The 22,352-nt window shown below is 68.3% G+C and carries 7 protein-coding genes; 3 read left to right on the plus strand and 4 right to left on the minus strand.

Annotation, left to right across the window (positions count from 1 at the left end; all coding sequences use genetic code 11):
• The 3 genes from ABE546_RS01730 to ABE546_RS01740 form a co-directional block, all read right to left on the minus strand.
• Entirely contained in the window at window positions 1-17,055 is a 17,055-nt protein-coding gene (locus ABE546_RS01730) for a leukotoxin LktA family filamentous adhesin (protein ID WP_346462467.1), read from the minus strand.
• Between the two features lie 99 nt (window positions 17,056-17,154).
• Entirely contained in the window at window positions 17,155-17,910 is a 756-nt protein-coding gene (locus ABE546_RS01735) for a SapC family protein (RefSeq protein WP_346462469.1), read from the minus strand.
• Between the two features lie 160 nt (window positions 17,911-18,070).
• Window positions 18,071-18,832, minus strand: coding sequence for an SDR family oxidoreductase (locus ABE546_RS01740; protein WP_313211954.1), 762 nt, complete (start codon window positions 18,830-18,832; stop codon window positions 18,071-18,073).
• Between the two features lie 101 nt (window positions 18,833-18,933).
• Here ABE546_RS01740 and ABE546_RS01745 point away from each other — a divergent pair, with 101 nt between their 5' ends.
• From ABE546_RS01745 to ABE546_RS01755, 3 genes are all read left to right on the plus strand, one after another.
• Entirely contained in the window at window positions 18,934-19,842 is a 909-nt protein-coding gene (locus ABE546_RS01745) for a LysR family transcriptional regulator (RefSeq protein WP_313218499.1), read from the plus strand.
• 173 nt (window positions 19,843-20,015) lie between these two features.
• Window positions 20,016-20,795: a DeoR/GlpR family DNA-binding transcription regulator gene (locus ABE546_RS01750; protein ID WP_313218501.1), complete on the plus strand. Its 780-nt coding sequence runs from the start codon at window positions 20,016-20,018 to the stop codon at window positions 20,793-20,795.
• A 12-nt stretch (window positions 20,796-20,807) separates the two neighbouring features.
• Window positions 20,808-21,956: an MFS transporter gene (locus ABE546_RS01755; RefSeq protein WP_346462471.1), complete on the plus strand. Its 1,149-nt coding sequence runs from the start codon at window positions 20,808-20,810 to the stop codon at window positions 21,954-21,956.
• A gap of 22 nt (window positions 21,957-21,978) precedes the next feature.
• On the opposite strand, the gene ABE546_RS01760 is transcribed toward ABE546_RS01755, so the two are convergent.
• Window positions 21,979-22,179, minus strand: a complete 201-nt coding sequence (locus ABE546_RS01760) for a hypothetical protein (protein ID WP_313211960.1) — start codon at window positions 22,177-22,179, stop codon at window positions 21,979-21,981.
• Window positions 22,180-22,352: the final 173 nt, after the last annotated feature.

A 22,352-nucleotide genomic window follows, 5' to 3' on the forward strand; every position in this document is an offset into this window, starting at 1 on the left:
TCAGTTGGGCGCCCCGAGGTTGACCGCGCCGCCCAGGGCCGGAGCCACCACGTCGCGGGCGTTTGCTTCATCGCCTTCCGCGGGCGCACGGGCGGGTACCGCCATCTCCGGCGACCGGAGATTGAGCATGCGGCCCATGTAGCGCACCGCGCTTTCGCCCAGGTAGGCCGGCCCGGCCTCGAGGTGGTCGCGGTTGTAGTTCGGGCTGTTCACCCGGACCCCATCGTTGAACCGCACCACATAGGCGTCGGTATCCAGCAGGCGGCCATCGGCCGCCAGGTGGAAGCGACGGTTCAACTGCAGCAGCTGCGCGTCCGCCGGGCGCAGCACCGGGCTGGTGTTGTCCATCAGCACCTGCAGTGCCGGGGTGGTCAGCCTCATCGTGCGTTCCACCTGGCCATCGGCGATGGCGACGCGCGCCGAGGAGGACGTCAGCTCTGCCTCCATGGCCTGCAGCGCATCGATCAGCCAGGCATCACGCGGCTGAACATCCACCACGATCCGGCTGGCGACACCGTTGCGGTAGCCGGTCAGGGTCGTCGTCAGCAGGCCTGGGCCAGCATCGGACTGGCTTACCTGCGCCTGCACCTCATCGGCGGCCAGGTTCAGGCGGGTATCGACCATCGCCTGTGCCAACGACAAGGTGTCGCGCGCGGCCAGCTGTGCAGACGCCGCCTGCAACTGCCCGCCGGCCAGCGAACCGGCCTGGGCGTCCATGTAGGCCGTGGTACCGGCACTGGCCCGCCCGAAGCCGATGCTGCCGCCCGCAAGGATGGACTGTGCGGCACCGCTGCGACCGTCATCGAAATGGATATCCCCACCCGCCTGCAGCGCTGCATCGCCGCCGGCCTGGTAGAGACCCCATTGCTGGCTGCCGCCGCTGGTGGCCACCAGGTCGCTGCCGGCGCGGACAGCTTCGATCCGGATATCGCCCGCGGCCTGCACCCGCAGCGCCTTCCCTGCATCCACCTGCCGGCCCTGGACATCCGAGCCGCGCGATGCCAGGGCGATACCGCCGGCCGCCTGCAAGGCGTCGAACCGCAGCGCTTCGCTGGAGGACAGCCCAAGATTGCAGCCCACGTTGAGCGTGCCGATGACCAACGCGACACCGGCATCGCCGCGGAAGTTGCAGCCCACGGTCACCTCATCGGCGGAAAGGTCGGTGCCTGCGATCCAGTCACCATCCACACCGATCACCGCGGTGCCCACATCGATGGACTGGCCGGCGCGCAGCGTCATCGAACCGTCGACCGCCGCGCTGACGAGGGTGATAGCGCCGCCGGCATCCGCCACCAGGTCACCGCGGCCATCGAAATGCTGGAGGCGGGTATCGCCACCGCTGCCGACCTGGGCGTTGCCGCCGATGCGTGCCCTGCCAACATCCACGTTACCGCCAGCGTTCAACCCCAGTGACTGCGCGACCGTTGCACTGCCAAGCTGCACATCCGTGCCGCCATCCAGGCGTGCCTGCGCGCCCACGGCGGCATCGTCGATGGCCAGCAGACCGCCAGCGTCCGCGATGAGGTCGCCCTTGCTGGTCAGCTGCTGAATCTGCAGCGCACCAGACGCCTCCAGCTGCATCGCCGCCCCGGAAGACAGTGTCTGCGCCACCAGCGCGGCACCGCTGGCCGCGTTCATTGCGCCCTGCGCCTGCAGTTCGCCAATGCCCATCGCCCCGCCGCTGCGAAGCTGCGCATCGCCGCCGACCGTGGCGGTACGCATCTCCAGCGTGCCGGCCGCGGCAACGTCCAGCGACTGACCGATCACCGCCTGGGCCAGGCGTACATCCGCGTCGCCTTCAAGCCGCGCATCGCCATCGGCCACCAGATCGCCGATGGCGAGCAGCCCACCTGCCGTGGCGGCCAGATCGCCCCCGCTGCGCAGCTGCTGCACATCCAACACACCGGACGCCTCCAGCTGCATCGCCGCACCGGAAGACAGTGTCTGCGCCACCAGCGCGGCACCGCTGGCCGCGTTCATTGCGCCCTGCGCCTGCAGTTCGCCAATGCGCATGGCCCCGGTACTGCGAAGCTGCGCATCGCCACCGATCCTTCCTTGGCCCAGGGCAAGGGTGCCGGCGCTGGTCACCACGGCCTCCGCGCCAGCCTCCAGACGGCCGATGTCCAGCGCTCCTTGCGCCTGCATCGCCACCGAGTGACCGGCGACCCCGTGGCCGATATCGGCAGAGGCCGTCCCCAGCCGGACATCGGTTGCCGCATCCAGCAGATCTACCTGCAGGTGCGCGTCACTGTGCAGCGACAGCGCTCCCGATGCGGCAACCACGTCGCCCACAACACCCCCGTTGGGGAGGCGCAGGTGGATGTCGCCTCGATCGCTGCGTGCCAGGACAAGCCGGCCGACATCGATCGTGAGGGCCTGCGCGTCGCTCCCGATTCCTTCGCCGGCCTGCAGGCTGGCCAGCACGTGGCTGCCGCCACCGACATTGACCGCGGCATCCCCATTGGAGTGGATACGACCGTCCGCCTCGAGCATCACGTTGCCGGTGGCCGAGTTGCCGGTCACGGCCAGCTGGCCCACGCTGATATCCGCACTGGAACGCACCGCGACCACCCGGCCAGCACTCAACTGGCTTCCGGCACCCATCGCGACGCCGCCCGCGTCGATCTGCACGCTGTCGCCGGCGTTGACCTGCGCGCCTGTCGCCAGCGATGTGGCCTGCAGCGATAGCAGCTGCAGGACCTGGTCAATGGCCGCATCCCCCAACTGCAGGCCGCCACCGGCGGCGACATTGGCAGATGCTGCGCGCAGGTTGCCGATGCGGATGTCCCCCATCGGGGCGCTGACAATCGCTTCGCCCGCGGCCTGCACCGAAGCCAGGTCGGCACCGTTGTACCCGGTGGCGCCCAGATCGCCACCGGCCTGCAAACGCACTGCGCTCAGCTTGCCCGCTGTGCTCATCAGCTGCAGGTCGCCCCCCGCGGTAAGCGTGCCGATCGGCATGTCCACGTCGCTGGAAAGACGCACCTCGCCCCCTGCCGCGCCATCCAGCCGACCGCCGGCAACGATCCGCAAGGCCAGCGAACCGCCGTCCTCGTCGCGGATGTCGTCGCGCACGGCGAGCTGGATGTCGCGCCCGGTCAGCGTGCTCACGCCCTTCAGGTACGACAGCAGGCTGCCGCCGCCGACGTCCAGTACGACGTCCTGGTTCGCCCTCACCAGGCCGATACGCAGGTTCCCGTTCTGCTGCGCCACGCGCACGTGTTCACCCGCGTTGGCCAGCAGCAGGCGACCGTTGATCTGCACGCGCAGCGGCTGACCATCGTGGCCCATGATGCTGCGCAGGGCGCTCAGGCTGAGGTCCCTGCCGACCCTCAGGATCGCACCGCCCGCACTGCCCCCGGCATCGGTGATATCGCCGTCACTGCCGATGCGTGCATCGCCACCGGCGGCGAAGCTGTTCAGCGCCAGCGACGTGTTGCCGTGCAGGTAGGCGTCGCCGCCCACATCGGCATCGATCCCGCCCGTGGCTGCCAGTACCACCGGAGCCGTGCTGCGAATGCGCAGCGAGACCACCACCGCACCGCCGCGCACCTGATCGGGCGTGAGCACATGGCCGGCCGCGTCAAGCATCTGCACATCGCCCGGCGTGGTCGCAAGCCGCATGGCCAGCATCGCCTCGGCACTGAGGTTGCCGCTGTTCACGTCGGCCAGGCTGACCGTGTATTCCTTGTCCAGGCGGCCCAGGTCATCGCGGGCACGCAGGCTGACATTGCGCCCGATGATCACCGGTTCGGCATTCAGGGCGGAACCGGTGGAGGGTTCCAGCGCATTGGCGTTGAACACGTAGCGCAGCTGGTCCTGGCTCCACTGTGAGTCAGCCGTCATGCCATCAAGAAGTGTGGCCTTGCGTGCCGCGACCCTCGCGCTGTCGCCACTGCTGGCGGCCAGCTCATAGCGGTATCCCGCGTTGAAGGACGCGAAGATCGCCTCCTGCTGCCAGCCGGTGCCGAAGGCATCGGTGAACACCGTCCCCAGACGGTTGAAGCGCTCGGCGAGGTAGTCACTTACCCCTGCATCATCCAGGCTGCCGCCCCGCGCGGCTTCCGCCATGGAGCGGAACAGGTTGATGGCAGTGCCACCGGCCAGGTAGCGCCCATCGACGACACTGCCCAGCGCGCGGAGCTGGAAGTACTCGGCGTAGCTGGCGTCGACCTGGCTCTGGTAGCTGACGATCGACTGCTGGCCGCCGCCCTGGAACAGCTTGAGGTTGTCGCGCAGGCTGGCCAGCTGCGCTTCGCTGAGGAAGCTGGACGAGGCGCGCTGGGCACCGCTGTAGATCGAGCCCGAGGGTGCCTCGATCAGCACGTCACCAGCCAGCGACTCGATGCGCTGTACCCAGAAGTCGCCGCCGAGGTCACGCAGCGCGATGTCGCCGGTCGCCCGAGCCGAGATGAGCCCACCCTCCAGCACGCCATCGCTGCGGGTACGCTCGCCGGCATCGACCACCAAGGGCCGGGCGAGCGAGCCGATGGCACCGTAGACGCTGTCCAGGGTGATGTCGGCACCGATGATCGAAGCAGCATTGCCGGTGGCGGCACCTTCAATGTCGTACTTGGCGCGCAGCCACACATCGCCACGGCCGGTGCCACTGCCGGCGCTGATCAGCACCTTGGCTGCCGAATCGACATCCAGCGCGATGTCACCGCCCGCACGGGCCACCAGGTTGCCAGCGGCCACGGTGGCGCCGTTGGCGTTGGTGTAGGACACCATCTGGACATCCAGCGGGTTGGCGGCCTCGCCGGCCTGGGCGCCGACAATGCTGCCGATGCTGCCGGCCGCGTCGAGGGTAAGCTGGTTCGTGATGATCCGGGCGTCACGCGATGCGCTGACGATGCTGCCGTTCTCGCTGGTCAGGAAGGTCCGGCCATCGGTGTTCTTCAGCACCCCATTGATGCGGATGGTCTGGCCGGAGTCGACGTCGAGGAGGCCTGCATCGTTGGCGCTGAAGTTGATGCCGATCCGGTTGTCGGCCTTGGCCGTGTTGGTGACGACCAGCGTGCCAGTGCGCGGGGCGCGCTGGTACCAGCTCGTGCGCCACGTGCCGCCGTCATCGAATTGATTGCTGCCGGGGAAGCCGTAGTTGTAGCGGCAGCCACTTTCGTTCTTCTTTTCGCAGCGGTAGTTGACGCGTGAATTGAGGTTGCTGCCGAAGTCGCCGGTCAGCTGCGACTCGAACACCGCCACGCCGCCGGCCTTGTTGCCGTACGTGACGCCCGAGGTTTCCCACTGCTGGCCGTTGAAGACGCTGTTGTTGTTCCTGTCCACCCAGCGCCAGTTCTCAGCAGTAAGCACGCCGTTATCGGACTGGATGTTGCGCGCGATGCGGGCCGTCTGTGTCCAACGCGCAAACATGCCGGCGCGCGGGTCATAGCCGGTCGTGTTGCTGATGGCCGATACCCCTGGGGCATCCCAGCTCAGGGCATTGACTCCGCCCTGATAGCCCTTCACGTTGCCGTTGCCGTCGCGCAGATACCACGACGCGGTATTGAGCTCACGGTCGCGGATGGTGATCTGCCCGGGCGCCCCGTTGCCGACCAGGATGTTGCCAAGCTGCAGGCCCACATCGGCCAGGCCATTGTTGATGACCACCGAGCCCTTGCCACTGACCACATTGAGCGAGCCGGCGGTGGACGTGCTGACGATACGGCCATCGAGGTAGATCGAACCGCCCCCGTTGGCCGAAATGTCCGGCACGATGAACTGGCGGTTGAGCGAATCGTACTTCAGGGCGATGCGGGAAGAATCTGCGCCGGACTTCGCCACGAACATGGCAGGCACATCGAAGATGCCCTTGCTGGCCTGGTTGTCCTTGCCGTCGATCCAGGCGCGCAACGCGCTGCTTTCGACCAGGATTGCCGAGTAATCCACCGGCCGGCCCGCCTTCAGCGCGACGTTGACGTCGATGTAGTTGGCCGTGATCTTGATGCCACTGCCGGCGTTCACACCGCTGCCCGTGCTGGGCACCTGGCCAAGGCTGGCGTTGCTGACGTCGTCGGGCTGCGTGTTGAGCACGGTGCGCAGATTCCGGGCATTCACCTTTGGCAGGTAATTGGTGTCCTTGTGGCTGTACCGCGATACCACGCCACCGTCGTAATACTGCCCACCCAGCGCTGAAGCGGTGCAGTCCTTGTCGCCGATGCGATAGCGGCATGCCCCAAACACAAGGATGCTGGGGTTGTTGACGTCGTTACCGGTGCCATACAACAGGTAGTCGGTCAAGCTCATGCCGGCGGCGGCGGCCGCTGCGCCGTACTTGGCGTTGGCGATGTACGCCGCGGCGTCATCGGCATTGGTGATGCCCGATGCCACGCTGTGGCGTGCCCACAGCGCGCTCACGACATTGCCGTACCAGTTTGCCGAGCCCAGGTTGTAGCCGACCTCACCGTTGGGCGCATTGATCGTCACGCTTTCGGCGAGCTGCTCGCCCCAGCTCTGGATGTTGCCGAGCGCGTTGTACATGTCCAGTTCGCCACCCGTGACCGAAATCAGCCCGCCCGCACCGATCGCGCCGGTGCCCGTGGCCGCCTCGTTGCGGATGCTCACCAGCGCATTGCTCTGCCCCGGGTTCTGGCTGACGCCGATGCCCACGGCCTGGTTGCTGTTGCCGGTGAACAGCACGTTGCCGCCGCTGTACTCCGGCACCAGGATGTCGCCCGCCAGCAGGAGGTTGTCGGTACTACGGTTGGTGATGGTGATCTTCGGCGCGCCCTTGGCGGTGACGGACCCGCCACCGCGGATGTTGCGGCCATACAGGATCACATCGCCGCCGGCCGCATACAGGTCGCCGATGGTGTGGGTATAGACCGCATTGCCGGCGATCGCATCGAAATCGTGGATGCCCGACGCGTTCAGTCGCGCCTTCAGCGCGCTGCTGAGCTCGCGCTGGGTATCGAACGGCAGCACATCGCCGCCCGCGCCGCTGCTGGTCAGCTTGCCATTGGCATCGATCAGGATGTCCAGCACGTTGTAGCGCCCGGCAACGACGCGGCCATCGATCAGCACATCACCGCGGGTGCTGCCACCACTGCGGCTGTCGCGCACGGTGACCGGAATGAACCCCAACTGGTAGCCGGTGGCGGCGCCATCGGCGTTGCGGAAGACATTCTCACCGTAGGCACCGAGCGACACGAATGCGCCGCTGAGCAGCTCACTACCCGCCGCCAGAGCGGTGCTCGCGTTGCTGTCCACCGTGGAGGACGCCGAGGAATCCGGCACCGCGATCAGCCCGCGGCTGTACCCCTGCGAGACCGCATTGGCGGCCAGCCGTGAGGTCCAGCCATTCATGCCATCCTGGCCGGCGGAGACGAAGGCGTTGTGCAGCGATTCCAGCTTCGCGCCGCGGCCGACATTGACCTGCTGGTCCATCGCCAGCGCCACGTCCGCGTGGGAGATGCCGACCGCGGCCAGCACACCCCAGGTGTTCACCAGGGCGGTGGCGCCGATGTCGGTCGCGGCGTAGGTACCGACGTTGAGCATGTAGCTGCTCTGCAGGCGCGCATCATCGCCGATGTTCACGCGGTTGCCGAGCACCGCATCGGTGCGCGCCTTGACCACGGCGGCATTGATCGCCCCGCCGGTGGTCAGCCCCGCCCGGTCATCGGTGTTCGCACGGGTGTTTGCCACGATGTCCAGCGCGCCGCCATCGCCCGGCGTCGGTGCGACGCCGGCGCGCAGCAGGGCGCCCTTGCCGATATCGATGGTGCTGCTGCCATCCAGCCGGGTGACCACCTGTGCGGCACTGCCACTGAGGACACCGCCGCCGGCCGCGCTGGCGGCAAGCTCGCTGCCCAGTGTGCCGGTGTAGTTGTTGTCGGTGCGCTGCACCAGCGATCCGGCCGAGACAATCTGGGCATCCTCGTCCACCAGCAGGCCGACGGTCGCGTCCGCACGGTTCTTCACGTCGGCGCCACTGGCGTTGAGTACGCCGGCGCTGGTGCTGTTCGCGCTGCCCGCGTAGTTGCTGTCGTGCAGCGCACGGGCATCAAGGCGACTGACATCCAGCACCGCGTTGCGGCCAATGGACAATTGCGTGGTGCTGTCGGTGTGCGTCGCTGCCAGCGCCGCGTTGCCCGCAATGAGCCCGCCGGTGCCCGCCGTGGCGTTGGCGCGATTCTCGTCCTTGCCGCTGGCGGCGAGCGTGGTGTTGCCTGCGTACAGCAGGCTCCCTGCCCCCACGGTGACGCCGGTGGTCGCCGAGGACCGGGCGTTGGCGTCGACGATGCCGGCGGCCAGCAGGCCCGCCACGCTCAGGCCGGTGGCATCGGCACGCTGGTTGCTGTTGTTGACTGCGCGCATCGCGATAGTGCCGCCGCGCGCGTAGTCGATGATGTTGTTGATGGAATAGGCCTCACCCTGCACCACCACGTCGGATCCAAGCGCTGCCTGCACCGCGTTGGTGCTGGCAGCGGTGGCGAAGGCGCCGGCGCCGGCCAGATACAGACCACCGGAACCGGCGACCGCGCGTGCATCCACGATCCCGCCGTGGACGCTGGCCAGGATGTCCAGCCCACCGCGGTTGGACAGCACCGCACCATTGCCTACATGGGCGTCCACTTTGGCACGGGAGGTGGCATCAGCGACCGCCGCACCGACCGCCAGGCCGCCGGCCAGTGCAGCACCGAAGGCTTCGGCGGACACCTGCGGGGTGGCCTCGGCATGCACCTCAATGCCGCCACCCACCCCCGATACGCGTGTCCGCTCGCCCAGCCAGGCGCGCACGTCGGAGCCATCGTCGGCCAGTGCGACGGCGGCGCTGACGCCGGCCAACACGCCACCGGCCGCACCCCACGCGCCCGCATGCGCGCCGCCCAGCGAGCTGGCGGCGAAGGTCACGTTGCCAAAGCCGGCCAAGGTACTGTCGTTCTGCAACCACGCCTGGACGTTGGCGTTGCGAGCAGCGGTTGCGACGACCGCACCGGCCGCGAGTGCACCGGCCGCCATGCCGGTGGCTGTCACATCCAGCGTGCTGGCATCGCTGGCACGGACCGCAAGACCCTCGCCCTGGCTGCCTGCCTGCAGGTCACCGGCCACCGTGGCCGTGACCGTCTGTTCCAGGCGCGCCAAGCCGATGGCCGCGCCGACGCCCACCAGGCCGGCACCGCCGGCATAGACGTCCAGACCTGCGGCCTTGCCTGCGCTGCCGTCGCCGGCGTTGGCGAGCACCGCGATGGAGCCGGCCCGCGTGCTGTTCGCCGCCAGTACCGCCTCGGTGCTGCCATACAGGCCGGTCATGCCGAATGCGCCGCCCACGCCCACGCCACCAGCGCCGATGCCACCGACGGTGTTGCTGCTGCTCATCAGGGTCTGCGCGCTCACCTCAAGCGCGCGTGCCTGCACGGTGCCACCGCGGATGCTGGCGCTCACCAGATCGCCACGTCCCTGCAGACTGCCGATGTCCACCTGGGCGCGGCTGTTCAGCGCGCCGGCGCCCTGCGCCCCCAGGGTGCCGTCCAGCGCGGCGGCGTCGATCTTCTGGCCAGTGCCCAGCTGCTTCAGGCTGGCAAAGGTGCCACCCAGTTCCGTATCACTGTCACCGCGGTCGCCAATGCCGGCCAGCAGCAGCCCGGCAGCGCCGCCGATGCCGGTGGTGGCGCCTACGCCAGCCGTCACGGTGACCATGTCCACCGCACGATCGGAGACGGCATTCACATCAATGCTGCCCGTGGTCGACAGCGTGCTGTCTTCCACGGTGGCCTTGACGGTGCTGCCGAGAATGGCCACCGAAGCGCCGGCACCTACACCGCTGCCGGCGATGCCCACGCCCACCGCACCGGAGTACGCGGACAGCCGCAGGATATCCTCGGCCACCACCGCCATATCGGTGGCATCCACCGAGGCCTGGGTGACCAGCGCACGGGTGTCGTTCTGCAGCAGGTGCACCTGTGCCATGCCGGCGATGCCGGCGGCGCCGGCACCCGCGCCACTCACCGCCACGCCGTTGAAATCCGAACGGCTGTGCGCGTTCACGTCGAGGTCGCGTGACACGGAAATGTGGGTCACGCGCCCACGTTCGCCCACCTGCGCCAGCGTGGTTGCAGTGCCCATGTTGACCAGCGCGGTGCCGGCCACCGCCGCGCCCCCCCCGACCGCGCCTGCGCCGCCGACCAGCGAGGCGGCGTTGTCGCTGTTGGCGTTGACCGCCAGGGAGCCCGCCCGCAGGGTGCCGCCCAGCACGCTTGCACGGGTATCGGTGGTGAAATTGTTGACCACGCCGGTGGCAGCGCCGCCGGTCAGGCCCGCGGCCGCGCCGACCACGATCGCCAGCGCGTTCTGGCTGGCATTGGCCTCCACGGTCACCGCGTCGGCGGCCGACACGGTGGCGCCCTCGATGCTGGCGCTGGCATGGCTGTCGAACAGGTTGGTCGACAGCGCCCCTGCGCCCGAGAAGACGCCCGCGCTGGCGGCGATGCCGGCCACATAATTGGCCGAGGCCACGTGATGGCTGGCGCGCACATCCACGCTCTGCTCCGCTGCGGCGAGCCCTGCGCTGTCCTGGTCGGGGTCGCTGCTGGTGCCCAGCCCATGCTGGTTGATCCGTGCGTCCTTGATGATCGCGGTGGTACTGCCGGCGATGTCGTTGACGGCCGCCATTACCGCCACCGCACCACTGGCGATCGGGGTGGTACCCAGCGCGCCACTGACGCCGATGGTCCTGACCTGCTGGCGCGTGGCCGCATTGACCGCGATGCCATGCACGTCGATATGGCCGGTGCCCAGGTCCACGGTATCGAAGGCCATGCCGGCGGCGTCGGTACGGGTGCTGTGGGTATTGCCCGCCGTGCGCCGGCCACTGTCCACGCCTGCCAGCGCATCGCCCAGGCCCAGCGCGGTCACGGCAGTTCCGGCACCGGTGATCGCCGCCTCGGTGCTGCCATCCACCAGGTTGACGACGGTACCCAGGCCGATGCCCGCGTTGACGCCCCCGCCGATGCTGCCGGCGTACACGTCAATCTGCTGCGCCTGGGCGGCGAGCACGCCGACGTTGTCCTGTGCCAGGACATTGGCGCCTGCTTCAATCCGTGCCGAGACGGCGCCCTTCATCCGGTTCACCGCCACCGACGCTGCGCCACCGACCGCGCCGCCGCCGCCCAGGCCAGCAGCCACGGTGCGGATGCGGTTGCCCTGACCGCCGGCCTGTCCAGAGGCATCGGCCTGCACCAGCAGATTGCGGACATCCAGGTCCAGCGCACTGCCGGCAACCACCGCTGAGGTAGTGCCGCCGATATCGTTGTAGGCCACTGCCGCGCCCACGCCCACGCTGCCGCCGACCGCTGCGCCACCCGCCAGCGAATCGATGCTGCGCTCGTCACGGGCGCTCACCTTCACATCGGCCAGCGTGTTGTGCAGGCTGCTGTCACTGAGGCTGGCCTGCGTATCGGAATGGATCAGGTTGGTGGTGACACTGCCGGCCACCGCTGCCGTGCCCGCCCCCGCCCCGGAAACGGCTGCCGTGCGCACCAGGCTGCGGTTGGCCGCATCGATGCTCAGCGCGCTGGCGCCGCCCAGCGTGGCATTCTCCACCACGGCACGGGTACGGCCGCCGATGTCGTTGACGCTGCTGGCTGCGCCGATGCCTGCCGTCCCACCGGCCGACAGCGCGCCCCCCAACGAATAGGCCGCACCCGATGTGTCGGCGCTGACGGACACCGCACCGGTGATGCCACTCCCCTGCCCGGTGACACCCCGCAGGCGGGCCTCGGTGAGGGTGTCGATCAGGTTGGTGGTGTTGCTGCCGGCAATGGACGCGGTGCCCCCCAGCGCACCGGCAATGGCCAGTGTCTTGGTGGTGGCGGCCGACGCTGCACTGACATCCAGCGCAGTACTCACCTCCAGCGCGGTGCCATCCACCTCGCCCAGCGTGGTATCGCCGATGGTGGCCACGTTGATCGCCGCGCCGATGGCGGCGGTGCCGCTGCCGGCGACCGCACCGGCCAGTGTGTGGATACGCGATTCGTTGCTGCCGGCCACCTGCACGATGCCTGCCTGCACCGTGCCGCCCTGCAATGCTGCCTCGGCATGATTGTCGATCATGCTCCAGCCCACCGAGCCTTGAATGGCGACATTGTTGGCTGCGCCTGCGGCAACCGCACCGGACAGGATCCTGGCGGCATTGGCGGCCTCGAGGTCGACCCGGCCGGTGCCAGCGGTCAGCTGCGCATCATCGACCAGCGCCAGCGTGGTATTGCCGATGTCATTGATGGTCAACGCCGCACCCACGGCGACCTTGGAGCCCAGCGTTGCCGCCCCCGCCAGCGAGCCGATGAAGGATTCATCGCGTGCCTGCAGGTGGATGCTGCCCGCGTTGAGCTGTGCGCCATCCCGGGGCACCTGGCCCTGCGCGTCCGCCAGGCCACGACCGACCAGCACCGAGGTGGTGTTGCCGATGGCGTTGTAGGACGCACTGCCCACCCCGGTGAAGTTGCCGGTGCTGCCGCCGATGCCGGCACTCACTGCCAGGATGTCGGACTGGTCACTGGCCGTGAGCGCAATGCGCCCGGCATTGAGCGTGGCATCGTTGACCGAGACGGTATGCGTGTTGTTGATGGTGTTGTAGGCGAAGGCCACGCCGGCATTGTTGCCACCCACCTGGACCATGCCGGCAACGGCGATGATCGAGCTGCGGGCATTGTTGCGACCCGCCGCATCCACCCGCGTATCGTCAGTGCTCGCGGTATCGGCATTGGCATCCACCTCGATGCTGCCGATCCCGGTGCCACAGTAATCGACCGCAAAGCCCGAGCCGCAGCCGTCACCGGTGCCACGCACGTCGTCGATGGTCGCCGTCCCGGCGAAGGCTTCAATGTCACCACTGGCAGTGATGCGGCTGCCGCCGTCAATGCTGGCGGCGGTCTGGCTGGCGATCTGGTTGACCAGCACCGAACCGGCGATCGCCACGCCGTCGCTGCGCGTGGACGCCCCTCCACTGGCGGCCGCCGCCACGATCCGGGATGCATCGGCCGCACGCACGCGCACGTCCTGTACGCCTTCGATGTCGGCGCCACTGACTGACGCGCGGGTGCTGTCGCCCACTTCGGCATACGTCACTGCCGCCCCCAGGCCGGCCTTGCCACCCGCATACAGTGCGCCCCCCCCGTTGGCGATCTTGGAGGCGTTCACGGCCTTGACATCGACATCGGCCGCCGCGCCGCCCATGCCGCGCAGGCTGCCCCCGACGATGCTGGCGGCCGTATCGTTGTGGGACATCGCCACGGTCGCCGAGATCGCGCCGGCACCGGCCGAGCTCTGGTTGGAGGAGGCATTCACGCCCACGCTCAGCCCGACGTTGACCTGTTCGCTTTCGTTGCGTGCGGTCACCGTGACGGTGCCGGCATCCTCCACGGTACTGTCACGCAACTGCGCGGTGGTCGTGTTCTGGATGTCACCGTAGGCCACGCCACCGGCCAGCGATGCGCTGCCCTGGGTGTTGTCCGACCCGGCCGCGGCCACCGACAACGCGCCGCTGACGCTGACCAGCAGCGTCTGGTTGGTCGCGGCAAGATCCAGCTTCAGGCCGTTGCCGCTGTTGTCCTTGATCACGGCCGAGCTGATGTCCGCCTTGGTGTTCTGCCGGGCACGATTCACCGTCGCACTGCCGGACAGGGCGATGCCGAACTTGGGTTGCGGCGTCTGCGCGCCCTGGCCCTGGCCCGGTGCTGCATTCCCGCTACCCAGCAGGCCCTTGGCCTTGTCGAAGTACGCGGTCAGCCCGGCGCTGCCGTTGCTGTCGGCCTTGTTGGCCATGCCTTCCAGCGCGGTCACCTTGCCGAGCGCACGGGTCTTGAGTGAATCCAGGAAGCCGGGATTCTCCGCGTTCTGCTTCGCCGCCAGCTCGTCCTGGGCCTTCTGCAGCTGTTCGGACGAGCTCTTGGCAACTGCGCCGGCGGCGGCCACCGCACCGGCCAGCCCACCGCTGGTGGCGTTGACCGCCAGCTCACCCGTGGTGATCGCGCCGACCGGCGCCGTGCTGCTGCCGGTCGCGAAGGCTGCAGGCACCGCACCGATGAAGGCGCGGGTATCGGTGTCCAGCTGCTGGTAGGCGACGCTGGCCCCCACCGACACACTGTCGCTCATCGCAACCGCGCCGGCCACGGACCACACGAACAGATCTTCGTCGGCACGTACGCCGACCGTTGCGGCGCGGATGTCGGCACGGTTGCTGATCCCCGCCAGCGTGGTGCTGTCCAGGTCCAGCGCGGTGGCGGTTCCGCTGACACCGATGCTGCCGCCCTGGCCTGACTGCAGCGCCAGCGCCACCACGGTTTCCTTGTTGTCGGCCTGCACTGCCAGGCTGCCTGCACCGGCGTCGACGCGGACGCCATCATGGAGGATCGCTGCCGCCGTGTTCTGGTAGTCGATATAGCCGACGCTGCCGCCCAAGGCAGTTCCGCCGTTGCCGACGTTGCTGTCCTTGAGGTTCTTCAGGGCAAGATCACCCGCCGCGTGCAGACCGGTGACATCGGTGTTGGCACGCACGGTGGCGGTGGCGTCAAACGTCCGGCCGCGCGCAGCGCCGGCATGGTCCTCACCTTCCAGTGCGGCGCTCCACGCCGCGGTGCTGGTGTCGCGGGTGGTCAGCGAGGCACCGGCGGCGACATCGGTACGGGCGCTGTTGGTCGCCTTGAACCAACTCACCGCGCCCCCGATGGCCACTTCCTCGGCCGAGCCGCGCGCCGCCGCGTACGAGGCGAACAACTCCGATGGGTCGGTGATCAGGTCCTTGGCGGCGGAGATCGACGTCTTGAACGCGTCGAAGCTGCTGAAGTCCGGGACGGCCCCGGTGAGCGCACTGAAATCCCGAGGCAGGCGCACATCCGACGACAACCCGATGCGTTGCGCCGAGAGCTCAGCCGAACTGCCCACCAAGGTCCGTGCCTCATGGGTGAGGTTGGCGATGTTGACCGCCCCGGACAACGCGAAGGCCGAACCATCCGCGCTCTTGCCCTTGGCCAGCACATTGCTCATCGCATGGTTGCCGATCTGTGCATCGGTTACCTGGCTGTCGACCACGATCGCGCCGGCGCTGTCGATGGTCGTACCGGCGCCGATACTGGCGGTGGCCGTATGGTCGCCGTCGACAACGCTGATCGCCCCGCCGAGGCGGAAGGGCGACGCCGTGGTCGGTGTAGTGGCCGGCGGCGTGCTGCCGCCGTCCTGGCTGCCGGTCAGTTTGGCGATGGCGCCACCCACGCCGGCGCCGGCCAGCGACTGCGCCACGCTCATCAGGCCATCGCTGCCGCTGCTGATCGCTTCCACCTGCTCCTGGCCGGGCAGCGGCTCGCTCTTCGGGCCGGTAATCAGCGTGCTGGTCTTGTTGAGGCGGGTGATGCTGGCCGCCTGCACGGTGACGTCGCCTGCCGTGGTGCGGGTGTCGCGGTCCAGGCGCGCTTCGGCCGCGATATCCTGCAGACTGATCGCGCCAGCCAGGCCGACCGCGCCATTCTTGTCGGCGCGCGCCGTGGCGGAGGTGTCCAGAGAGACCGCGTTGACCGCCGAAACGTTGACACTGCCGGCCTGCAGTGGCCCACCCGCTTCAATCACCGCGCGGGTGTCAACGTTGACATTGCTGATCGCCGCCGTGAACGCAGCGGCCGTGTTGTTCACCGCGAACGATTCGGCCGCAAGCTTCAGCGTCGTATCGGCATCGGCCTTCACCGCCACGTCGCCGCCAGCCGCAAGGGTTGCGCCCGAACGCACGATGGCTTCCGTGGTGGCGTTGATCTGCGCGTACGCCGCACCGAGGCTGAGCATGTGCTTCTTCGGAATGCTGTTGCCATTGGCATCCTTCACGGGATCGCCGTTGGCATCGGTGACGACATCACCTTTCTCGTACGCCTTGCCGGCCGCCGAGTTGTCGATGGCCTGGCGGGTGCTGGCATGCAGCGTAATGTCGTCGCGCGCGTCCAGTACTGCGTTGTCCTTCACCTCTACCCGCGCCGTGGTGGCGCCATGCAGGAACGAAATCTGCTCACCCAGCAGCTTGCCCGCCCCCAGGTTCACCAACGCATCGCCGAGGTCCGTGAGGGTGCTGGAGTCGGTGACGCTGTTGACGAGATCGGCCTTGAGCTCGTCGAATACCGCACCGTCCTTGTCGTAGCCGGAATCGATGACCGCAAGCGCGGTCAACTCGATATCGTCCGCCGCCAGACGTGCGTTGCCGCCCACCGTGACCGTTGCCTCGGCACTGCGCACACCCAACCCGGTATCGGAGATCGCCGCCGCGCGCAGTTGGATCCGGCCGCCCTCGTTGACCAGTACCAGCGGCTGCGAGGCGCCGGTATTGACGGCCGCCTCGATGCCCTGCAGATCGCCATTGGCATCGCGCGGGCCGGCCTGTACGAACAGCGTGCCGGTGACATCAATGGCCCTGGCCTGTACGCGGATGCCGTTGCTTGCATTCACCGTCCCGTGCAGCGCCACCGTCTTGTCGGTGAGTTGAGCCGGCGTCAGCGTGCCGTACATCAGGGCATCCAGGCTCTTTCCGGCGTTGAGGATGTCGTCGGCCGTTGCGCGGTTGGCCGTGGCCACCGACAGCGAGCCGACATTGAGCACGCCACCGTTGCCGACCAACAGGCCATCCGGGGCGACGAAGAACACCTTGCCGCCCACCGCATTGGTCGACTCCAGCACGCTGTTGAGGTTGCCGTTGATGTACGCACGCGCGTCGGTAACCAGGTTGACCAGGTTGTGCACCTGTTGCTGACCCTGGGTGGGCAGCACAAGATCAACGGTCTGGCCGACGTCCACCCCGAATTCGCGGAAGGCGTTGAAGGCGACCTGGTTGCCGGCGGCCCCCTTCACTGTACCGGTGGTCACCTTCCAGTGCAGATCGTTGCCTTGGCGGGTCACGCGGGTATCGGTGCGACCGTCGGTGACCATCGCACTGCCGTCATCGCCGGCAATCACGCTGCCTGGCAACGCCAGCCCCAGCACGGAGCCGATGGCCACGGCCAGGCCCGCAGGACGCAGGCGGCGTTGCGCCGGGGGCACAGGACGCACGCTGGAGGACGGGCAGGACGAAGGGTCGCGATGGTTCATGGCAGGCTCCGGGCAGTGGCAGGCGGGGCAACCGCGGGCCAGCAAGGGTCGCGGCAAGGCAGGCGTGCCTTGCCGCTCGGTGGCGTTACTGGAAAGGGATCAGTGCGTTGCGGCAGCGGCTGGACGGCTGTCCAGCGCGCGGCTGAGCAGCTCGACATTGCCCAGCGAAAGCAGATGGGCGTAGATCAACCCGAGGTCGCCCGAACGCGCCAGATCCTGGAGCGCCTTGCCCTTCAATTCGCGCAGCTTCTGCTCATCGACCACAAAGAAGCCATCCAGCGAGAAGCCCTCGCCCAGCGCGGTCTGCACGTTCACCTGCCGCGGCACCAGCAGCCCATGGCTGGCCAGCGCCGCACTGAAGGCACGGGTACGCGCCAGATGCACCTGGTATTCCTGCAGGAACTGCAGTGCGTTGCTCAGCAGCGGGCTGTCCTTGCCCTCGTCATCGAACAGCGGCGCACCTTCCTCGCCACCTTCGCGGATGCCCGCATATGCCTCATCCAGGCACACGGTGAAGTCGCTGCCCTTCTCATCACGTTCGGCAAGCACGAAGGGATAGCGGCGCAGAAACGCCGGGACATAGGCCCCTTCGGCCCAGCTGCCCTGCTCATCGACCATCAGGTTCTGGCCGGCGCGCAGGCCCAGCAGTGCGGCCGGCACCACCGCGTCGGCGCTGCTGCCGGCGAACAGGATCGGGTACTCGCGGGCGACCGGCGCGAATTCCACGCAGGCCAGCGGGACGGAATTGACCGCAGCGGCGAAGGCAAAATCGCCCGGGGTCGCCACCACCCGATGGTTGCGATGGGCAACGCGGTTGAGCTGGATCGGACGTTCGTAGATGAGCAGCTGCTTCATGGTGGTTCCCCCTGGAGTGATCAAAAAGTGTCCCTTGCCAAATAACCGTGGAAAACAGGCCACTCCCATCAACCCACCGGCTATTCATCACACTTTTTTAATGAATCCGTTCATAAACAGCTGCCGCCCGGCCATGGGGGTCATGGCCGTGACGACCCCCTCAGACGAACATGCCGCCCGAGGCTTCCACGCGCTGCGCAGTGATCCACGCGGTCTGCGGCGACAGCAGCGCGACCGCCACCGGGCCGATGTCATCGGGTTTGCCGGGGCGGCCCATCGCGGTGACCGAGGACACCATCGCATTGACCTGCGCATCGTCGCGCACGCGCCCACCGCCGAAGTCGGTTTCGATCGCGCCCGGGGCGAGTGTGTTGGCACTGATGCCACGTGCGCCCAGTTCCTTGGCCAGGTAGCGGGTGAATACCTCGATGCCGCCCTTCATCATCGCGTAGGCCGAGCTGCCCGGCAGCGAGAAACGCGCCAGCCCGCTGGACACGTTGAGAATGCGGCCGCCATCGGCGATCAGCGGCAACAACGCCTGGGTCAGGAAGTACGGGCCCTTGAGGTGCACGGCGACCAGCGCGTCGAACTGCTCGACCGTGGTGTCGGCGATCATTGCGTGCAGGCCTTCGCCGGCGTTGTTGAGCAGGCCCTGCAGCTGGGTTTCCCCCCATCCCTCCAGCACGCGGCGGACCTGGCTGGCGAATGCGGGGAAGCCGGCGCTATCGGCCATGTCCAACGGAATCGCGGCGGCGCGGCGGCCCAGTGCTTCGATCTTGGCGACCACGTCCTGCGCGGCATCGGCCTGGCTGCGGTAGGTGAGCACGATGTCGGCGCCATCGGCGGCCAACGCGAGGGCGGCGTTGCGGCCGAGGCCACGGCTGCCGCCGGTGATCAGGACGACTCGGGTTGCGTTGCTCATGTCAGTGCACCTGCTTGGGGAGTGGGGCCAGCGTATTGATATTGCCGTGCGGCATAAATCAGTGGATGCTGATTTGACTGTCCAGACATTGCGAACAATCCATGGATCGCCTCGATCACCTGCGCTGCTTCCTGCGCGTCGCCGAACTGGGCTCGTTCACCGGGGCCGCCGACAGCCTCGGTTTGCCCAAGGCCAGTGTGTCCCTCGCCGTTCAGCGCCTGGAAGCAGAGGTGGGTGTGCAGTTGCTCCACCGCACCACGCGCCGTGTGCAGCTGACCGCCGATGGCGCCCAGTTCCAGACCCGCGCGCACGATCTGCTGCACGACATGGACGACCTGCAGGGCATGTTCCGGGTGGACACCAGTCAGTTGAAGGGCCGCCTGCGCGTGGATATGTCCAGCGGACTGGCCCGCCAGCTGGTGATCCCGCAGTTGCCGGACTTCCTGGCCCAGCACCCCGGGGTGGAAATCGAACTGAGCGGTACCGACCGCCGGGTGGATCTGATCCGCGAGGGCTTCGACTGCGTGCTGCGGGTCGGGCCGCTGGATGACAACACCCTGGTCGCCCGCCCGCTCGGGCAGCTACGGATCATCAACTGCGCCAGTCCCGCGTATCTGGCGGCCCGCGGTACGCCCGCCACGCTGGACGATCTCGCCAGCCACGCCCTGGTCCACTATGTCGGCACGCTGGGCCAGCGCTCACCGGGGTTTGAGTATCACGACGGCGAGGCCTATCGCAGCCTGCCGATGGGCGGGGCGGTGACCGTCAACAGCGGGGATGGGTATACCGCTGCGGCGCTGGCCGGGCTGGGCATCATCCAGGTGCCGCTGCTCGGCGCGCGCCCGGCGCTGACCGCAGGAACGCTGGTGGAGATCCTTCCCGGGCTGCAGGCTGAGCCGATGCCGGTGACGCTGCTCTATGCCCAGCGCCGCCACCTGCCGCGTCGCGTCGCCGCCTTCATGGACTGGGCGGCAGCGGTGATCCGGCCGGAACTGCTCCCTGCCCTGTGACGCAACAGCGCGGGCGCGGCGAAAAGGCGCGCATTGACGCACATTCATGCAGATTACCGCACACAAGCGCGCCGATTCTGGTAAAGTATCGGGCCAATACAAGCAGTACCACGCACGAATGCGCATGATCAGGCATGTCGGCAGGGTGCTACCCGCCCTGACCGAGGTTACCCATGACCACCCAGGACGCCCTGCCGGGCGAACGCCAACAGACCATCCTGCGCCTGCTGCGCGACCACGGCCGCGTCATGTCCGCGCAGCTGGCCATCGAGCTGCAGGTCTCGGAAGACTCGATCCGCCGCGACCTGCGCGAGCTGGCTGCGCAGGGTCTGTGCCGCAAGGTGCATGGCGGCGCACTGCCGGCGGCCCCGGCGTTCCCGGCGTTGGCCGAGCGCCACGAAAAGGACCATGACCGCAAGCGCGCGTTGGCACGGATCGCGGCGGCCCAGGTCCTGCCCGGGGAGCTGGTCTTCCTGGACGCCGGCTCGACCAATACCGTGATCGCCAGCTGCCTGCCCGAGCACCAGGGCCTGCGGGTGGTCACCAACGCGCCGGATATCGCGTTGGCCTTGATGGCGCGTCCGGGCATCGAGGTCAGCCTGGTCGGCGGCCGCATGGACCCGCGCATCGGCGCGACGGTGGGGGCGCAGACACTGGAAGCGATCCGTGCGCTGCGCCTGGACGTGTGCTTCGTCGGCACCTGCGCGGTGGATGCCGAGGCTGGCATCTGGGCAGTGGATGGCGAGGAAGCAACGCTCAAGCGCGCTCTGCTTGCCGCCAGCAGCCGCTGCGTGGTGGTCGCCACCAATGACAAGCTCGGTGCACAAGCCTCACACCGCATCGGCGATGTGGACCAGATCGATCTGCTGGTTGTCGAAGCCGATGCCCCGCCCGCCCAGGTGGTGGCGTTCGAGCGTCGCGGTGTCGCCCTCCAGCGCGCTGCGCAGCACTGAGGCCCGAATTCCATGTCGACGCTTTCCGCTCCTTCCTCCCTGCTTGCCCGCAGCCAGCAGCACACCACCCGCGCAGCCTTCTTCCTGCCCGGCTTCGCCACCGCAGCCTGGGCGCCGCTGGTCCCGTTCGCCAAGAACCGCACCGCCCTGGATGAAGGGTCGCTCGGCCTGGTGCTGCTGTGCCTGGGTGCCGGTTCGCTGCTGGCGATGCCGATCGCAGGCATGCTCGCTGCGCGCCACGGCTGCCGCGCGGTCATGATCGCCACGCTGGTGATGGTGATCGCCACCCTGCCCCTGCTCGCCGTCGCCCCTTCGCCGCTGACCCTGGGCATTGTGTTGTTCGTGTTCGGCGCCGGCGTGGGTGCCTGCGACTGCGTGATGAACATGCAGGCGATCATGGTCGAGCGCGACAGCGGCCGGCCGATGATGTCCGGCTTCCATGCCTTCTACAGCATCGGCGGCGCGGTCGGTGCCGGTGCGATGACCGCTCTGCTGGCGTTCCACCTGCCGCCGTGGCTGGTGTGCCTGCTGGCCTCGGCGGTGATGGCCGCCCTGCTGGCACTCTCGCTGCCGTACTGGCGGACCGACAAGGCACCCAGCGATGCGCCGATGTTTGCGGTGCCGCATGGGGTGGTGCTGGCGATCGGCGTGCTGTGTTTCGTGGCGTTCCTGGCCGAAGGCTCGGTGCTGGACTGGAGCGCGGTGTTCCTGCATGAAGTGCAGCACGTTGATCCCTCCCGCGCCGGCCTCGGCTATCTGGCCTTTGCCATCGCGATGACCATCACCCGGCTCGTCGGCGATGGCGTGGTGGCCAAGCTCGGCCGCCATCGTTCGATCCTGATCGGCAGCCTGGTGGCGGCATCCGGCTTCGCCCTGGCAACGTTCGCCACCTGGATGCCACTGGCACTGTGCGGGTATGCGCTGGTCGGCCTGGGCTGCGCGAACATCGTTCCGGCGCTGTTCTCGATGGCCGGCAACCAGAAGGTCATGCCGGAGAGCCTGGCCATCCCGGCAATCACCACGCTCGGCTATGCCGGTGTGTTGGCCGGCCCGGCGCTGATCGGCTTCGTCGCGCAGGCCAGCAGCCTGGTGTTAGCGTTCAGCGCGGTGGCAGTGACGCTGGTACTGGTCGGGCTGTGCGCGCGGTGGGTGCGCGCCTGAGGCCGCCCAGGCCGCTCAGACGCTAGCGCCCGTAGCGCGCGAGGATCACCAGCGCCAGCAGCGCGATGGCGCTCAGTACCAGCACCAGCAGGAAGACCATGCGATAGCGCGCGGCCTTGCCCTGTTCGCGGCGCAGGCGCTGGCGGTAGGCCGGGTCACGCAGATAACGGATGGGGCTGATCCTGAACAGCGGCGCCAACAGCAGATCGATCACCTCGAGCATCCCTGTCTCCTTGGGCGCCCGGGCCAACGGCGCTGCGCCAGCGTTGCACGCGGCAAGGCCCCGGGCAACCCCGCTCAGCCTCGCAGCACACGCGCAACCTGCCCCTGCCCGCTCCGGACCGCCATACGCATGCACACCCTTCCCGCACGCCGCTCCCTCAACAAGGGCGTGGC

It is taken from the genome of Stenotrophomonas sp. TWI377 (genome assembly GCF_039674525.1).
Classification (GTDB): domain Bacteria; phylum Pseudomonadota; class Gammaproteobacteria; order Xanthomonadales; family Xanthomonadaceae; genus Stenotrophomonas.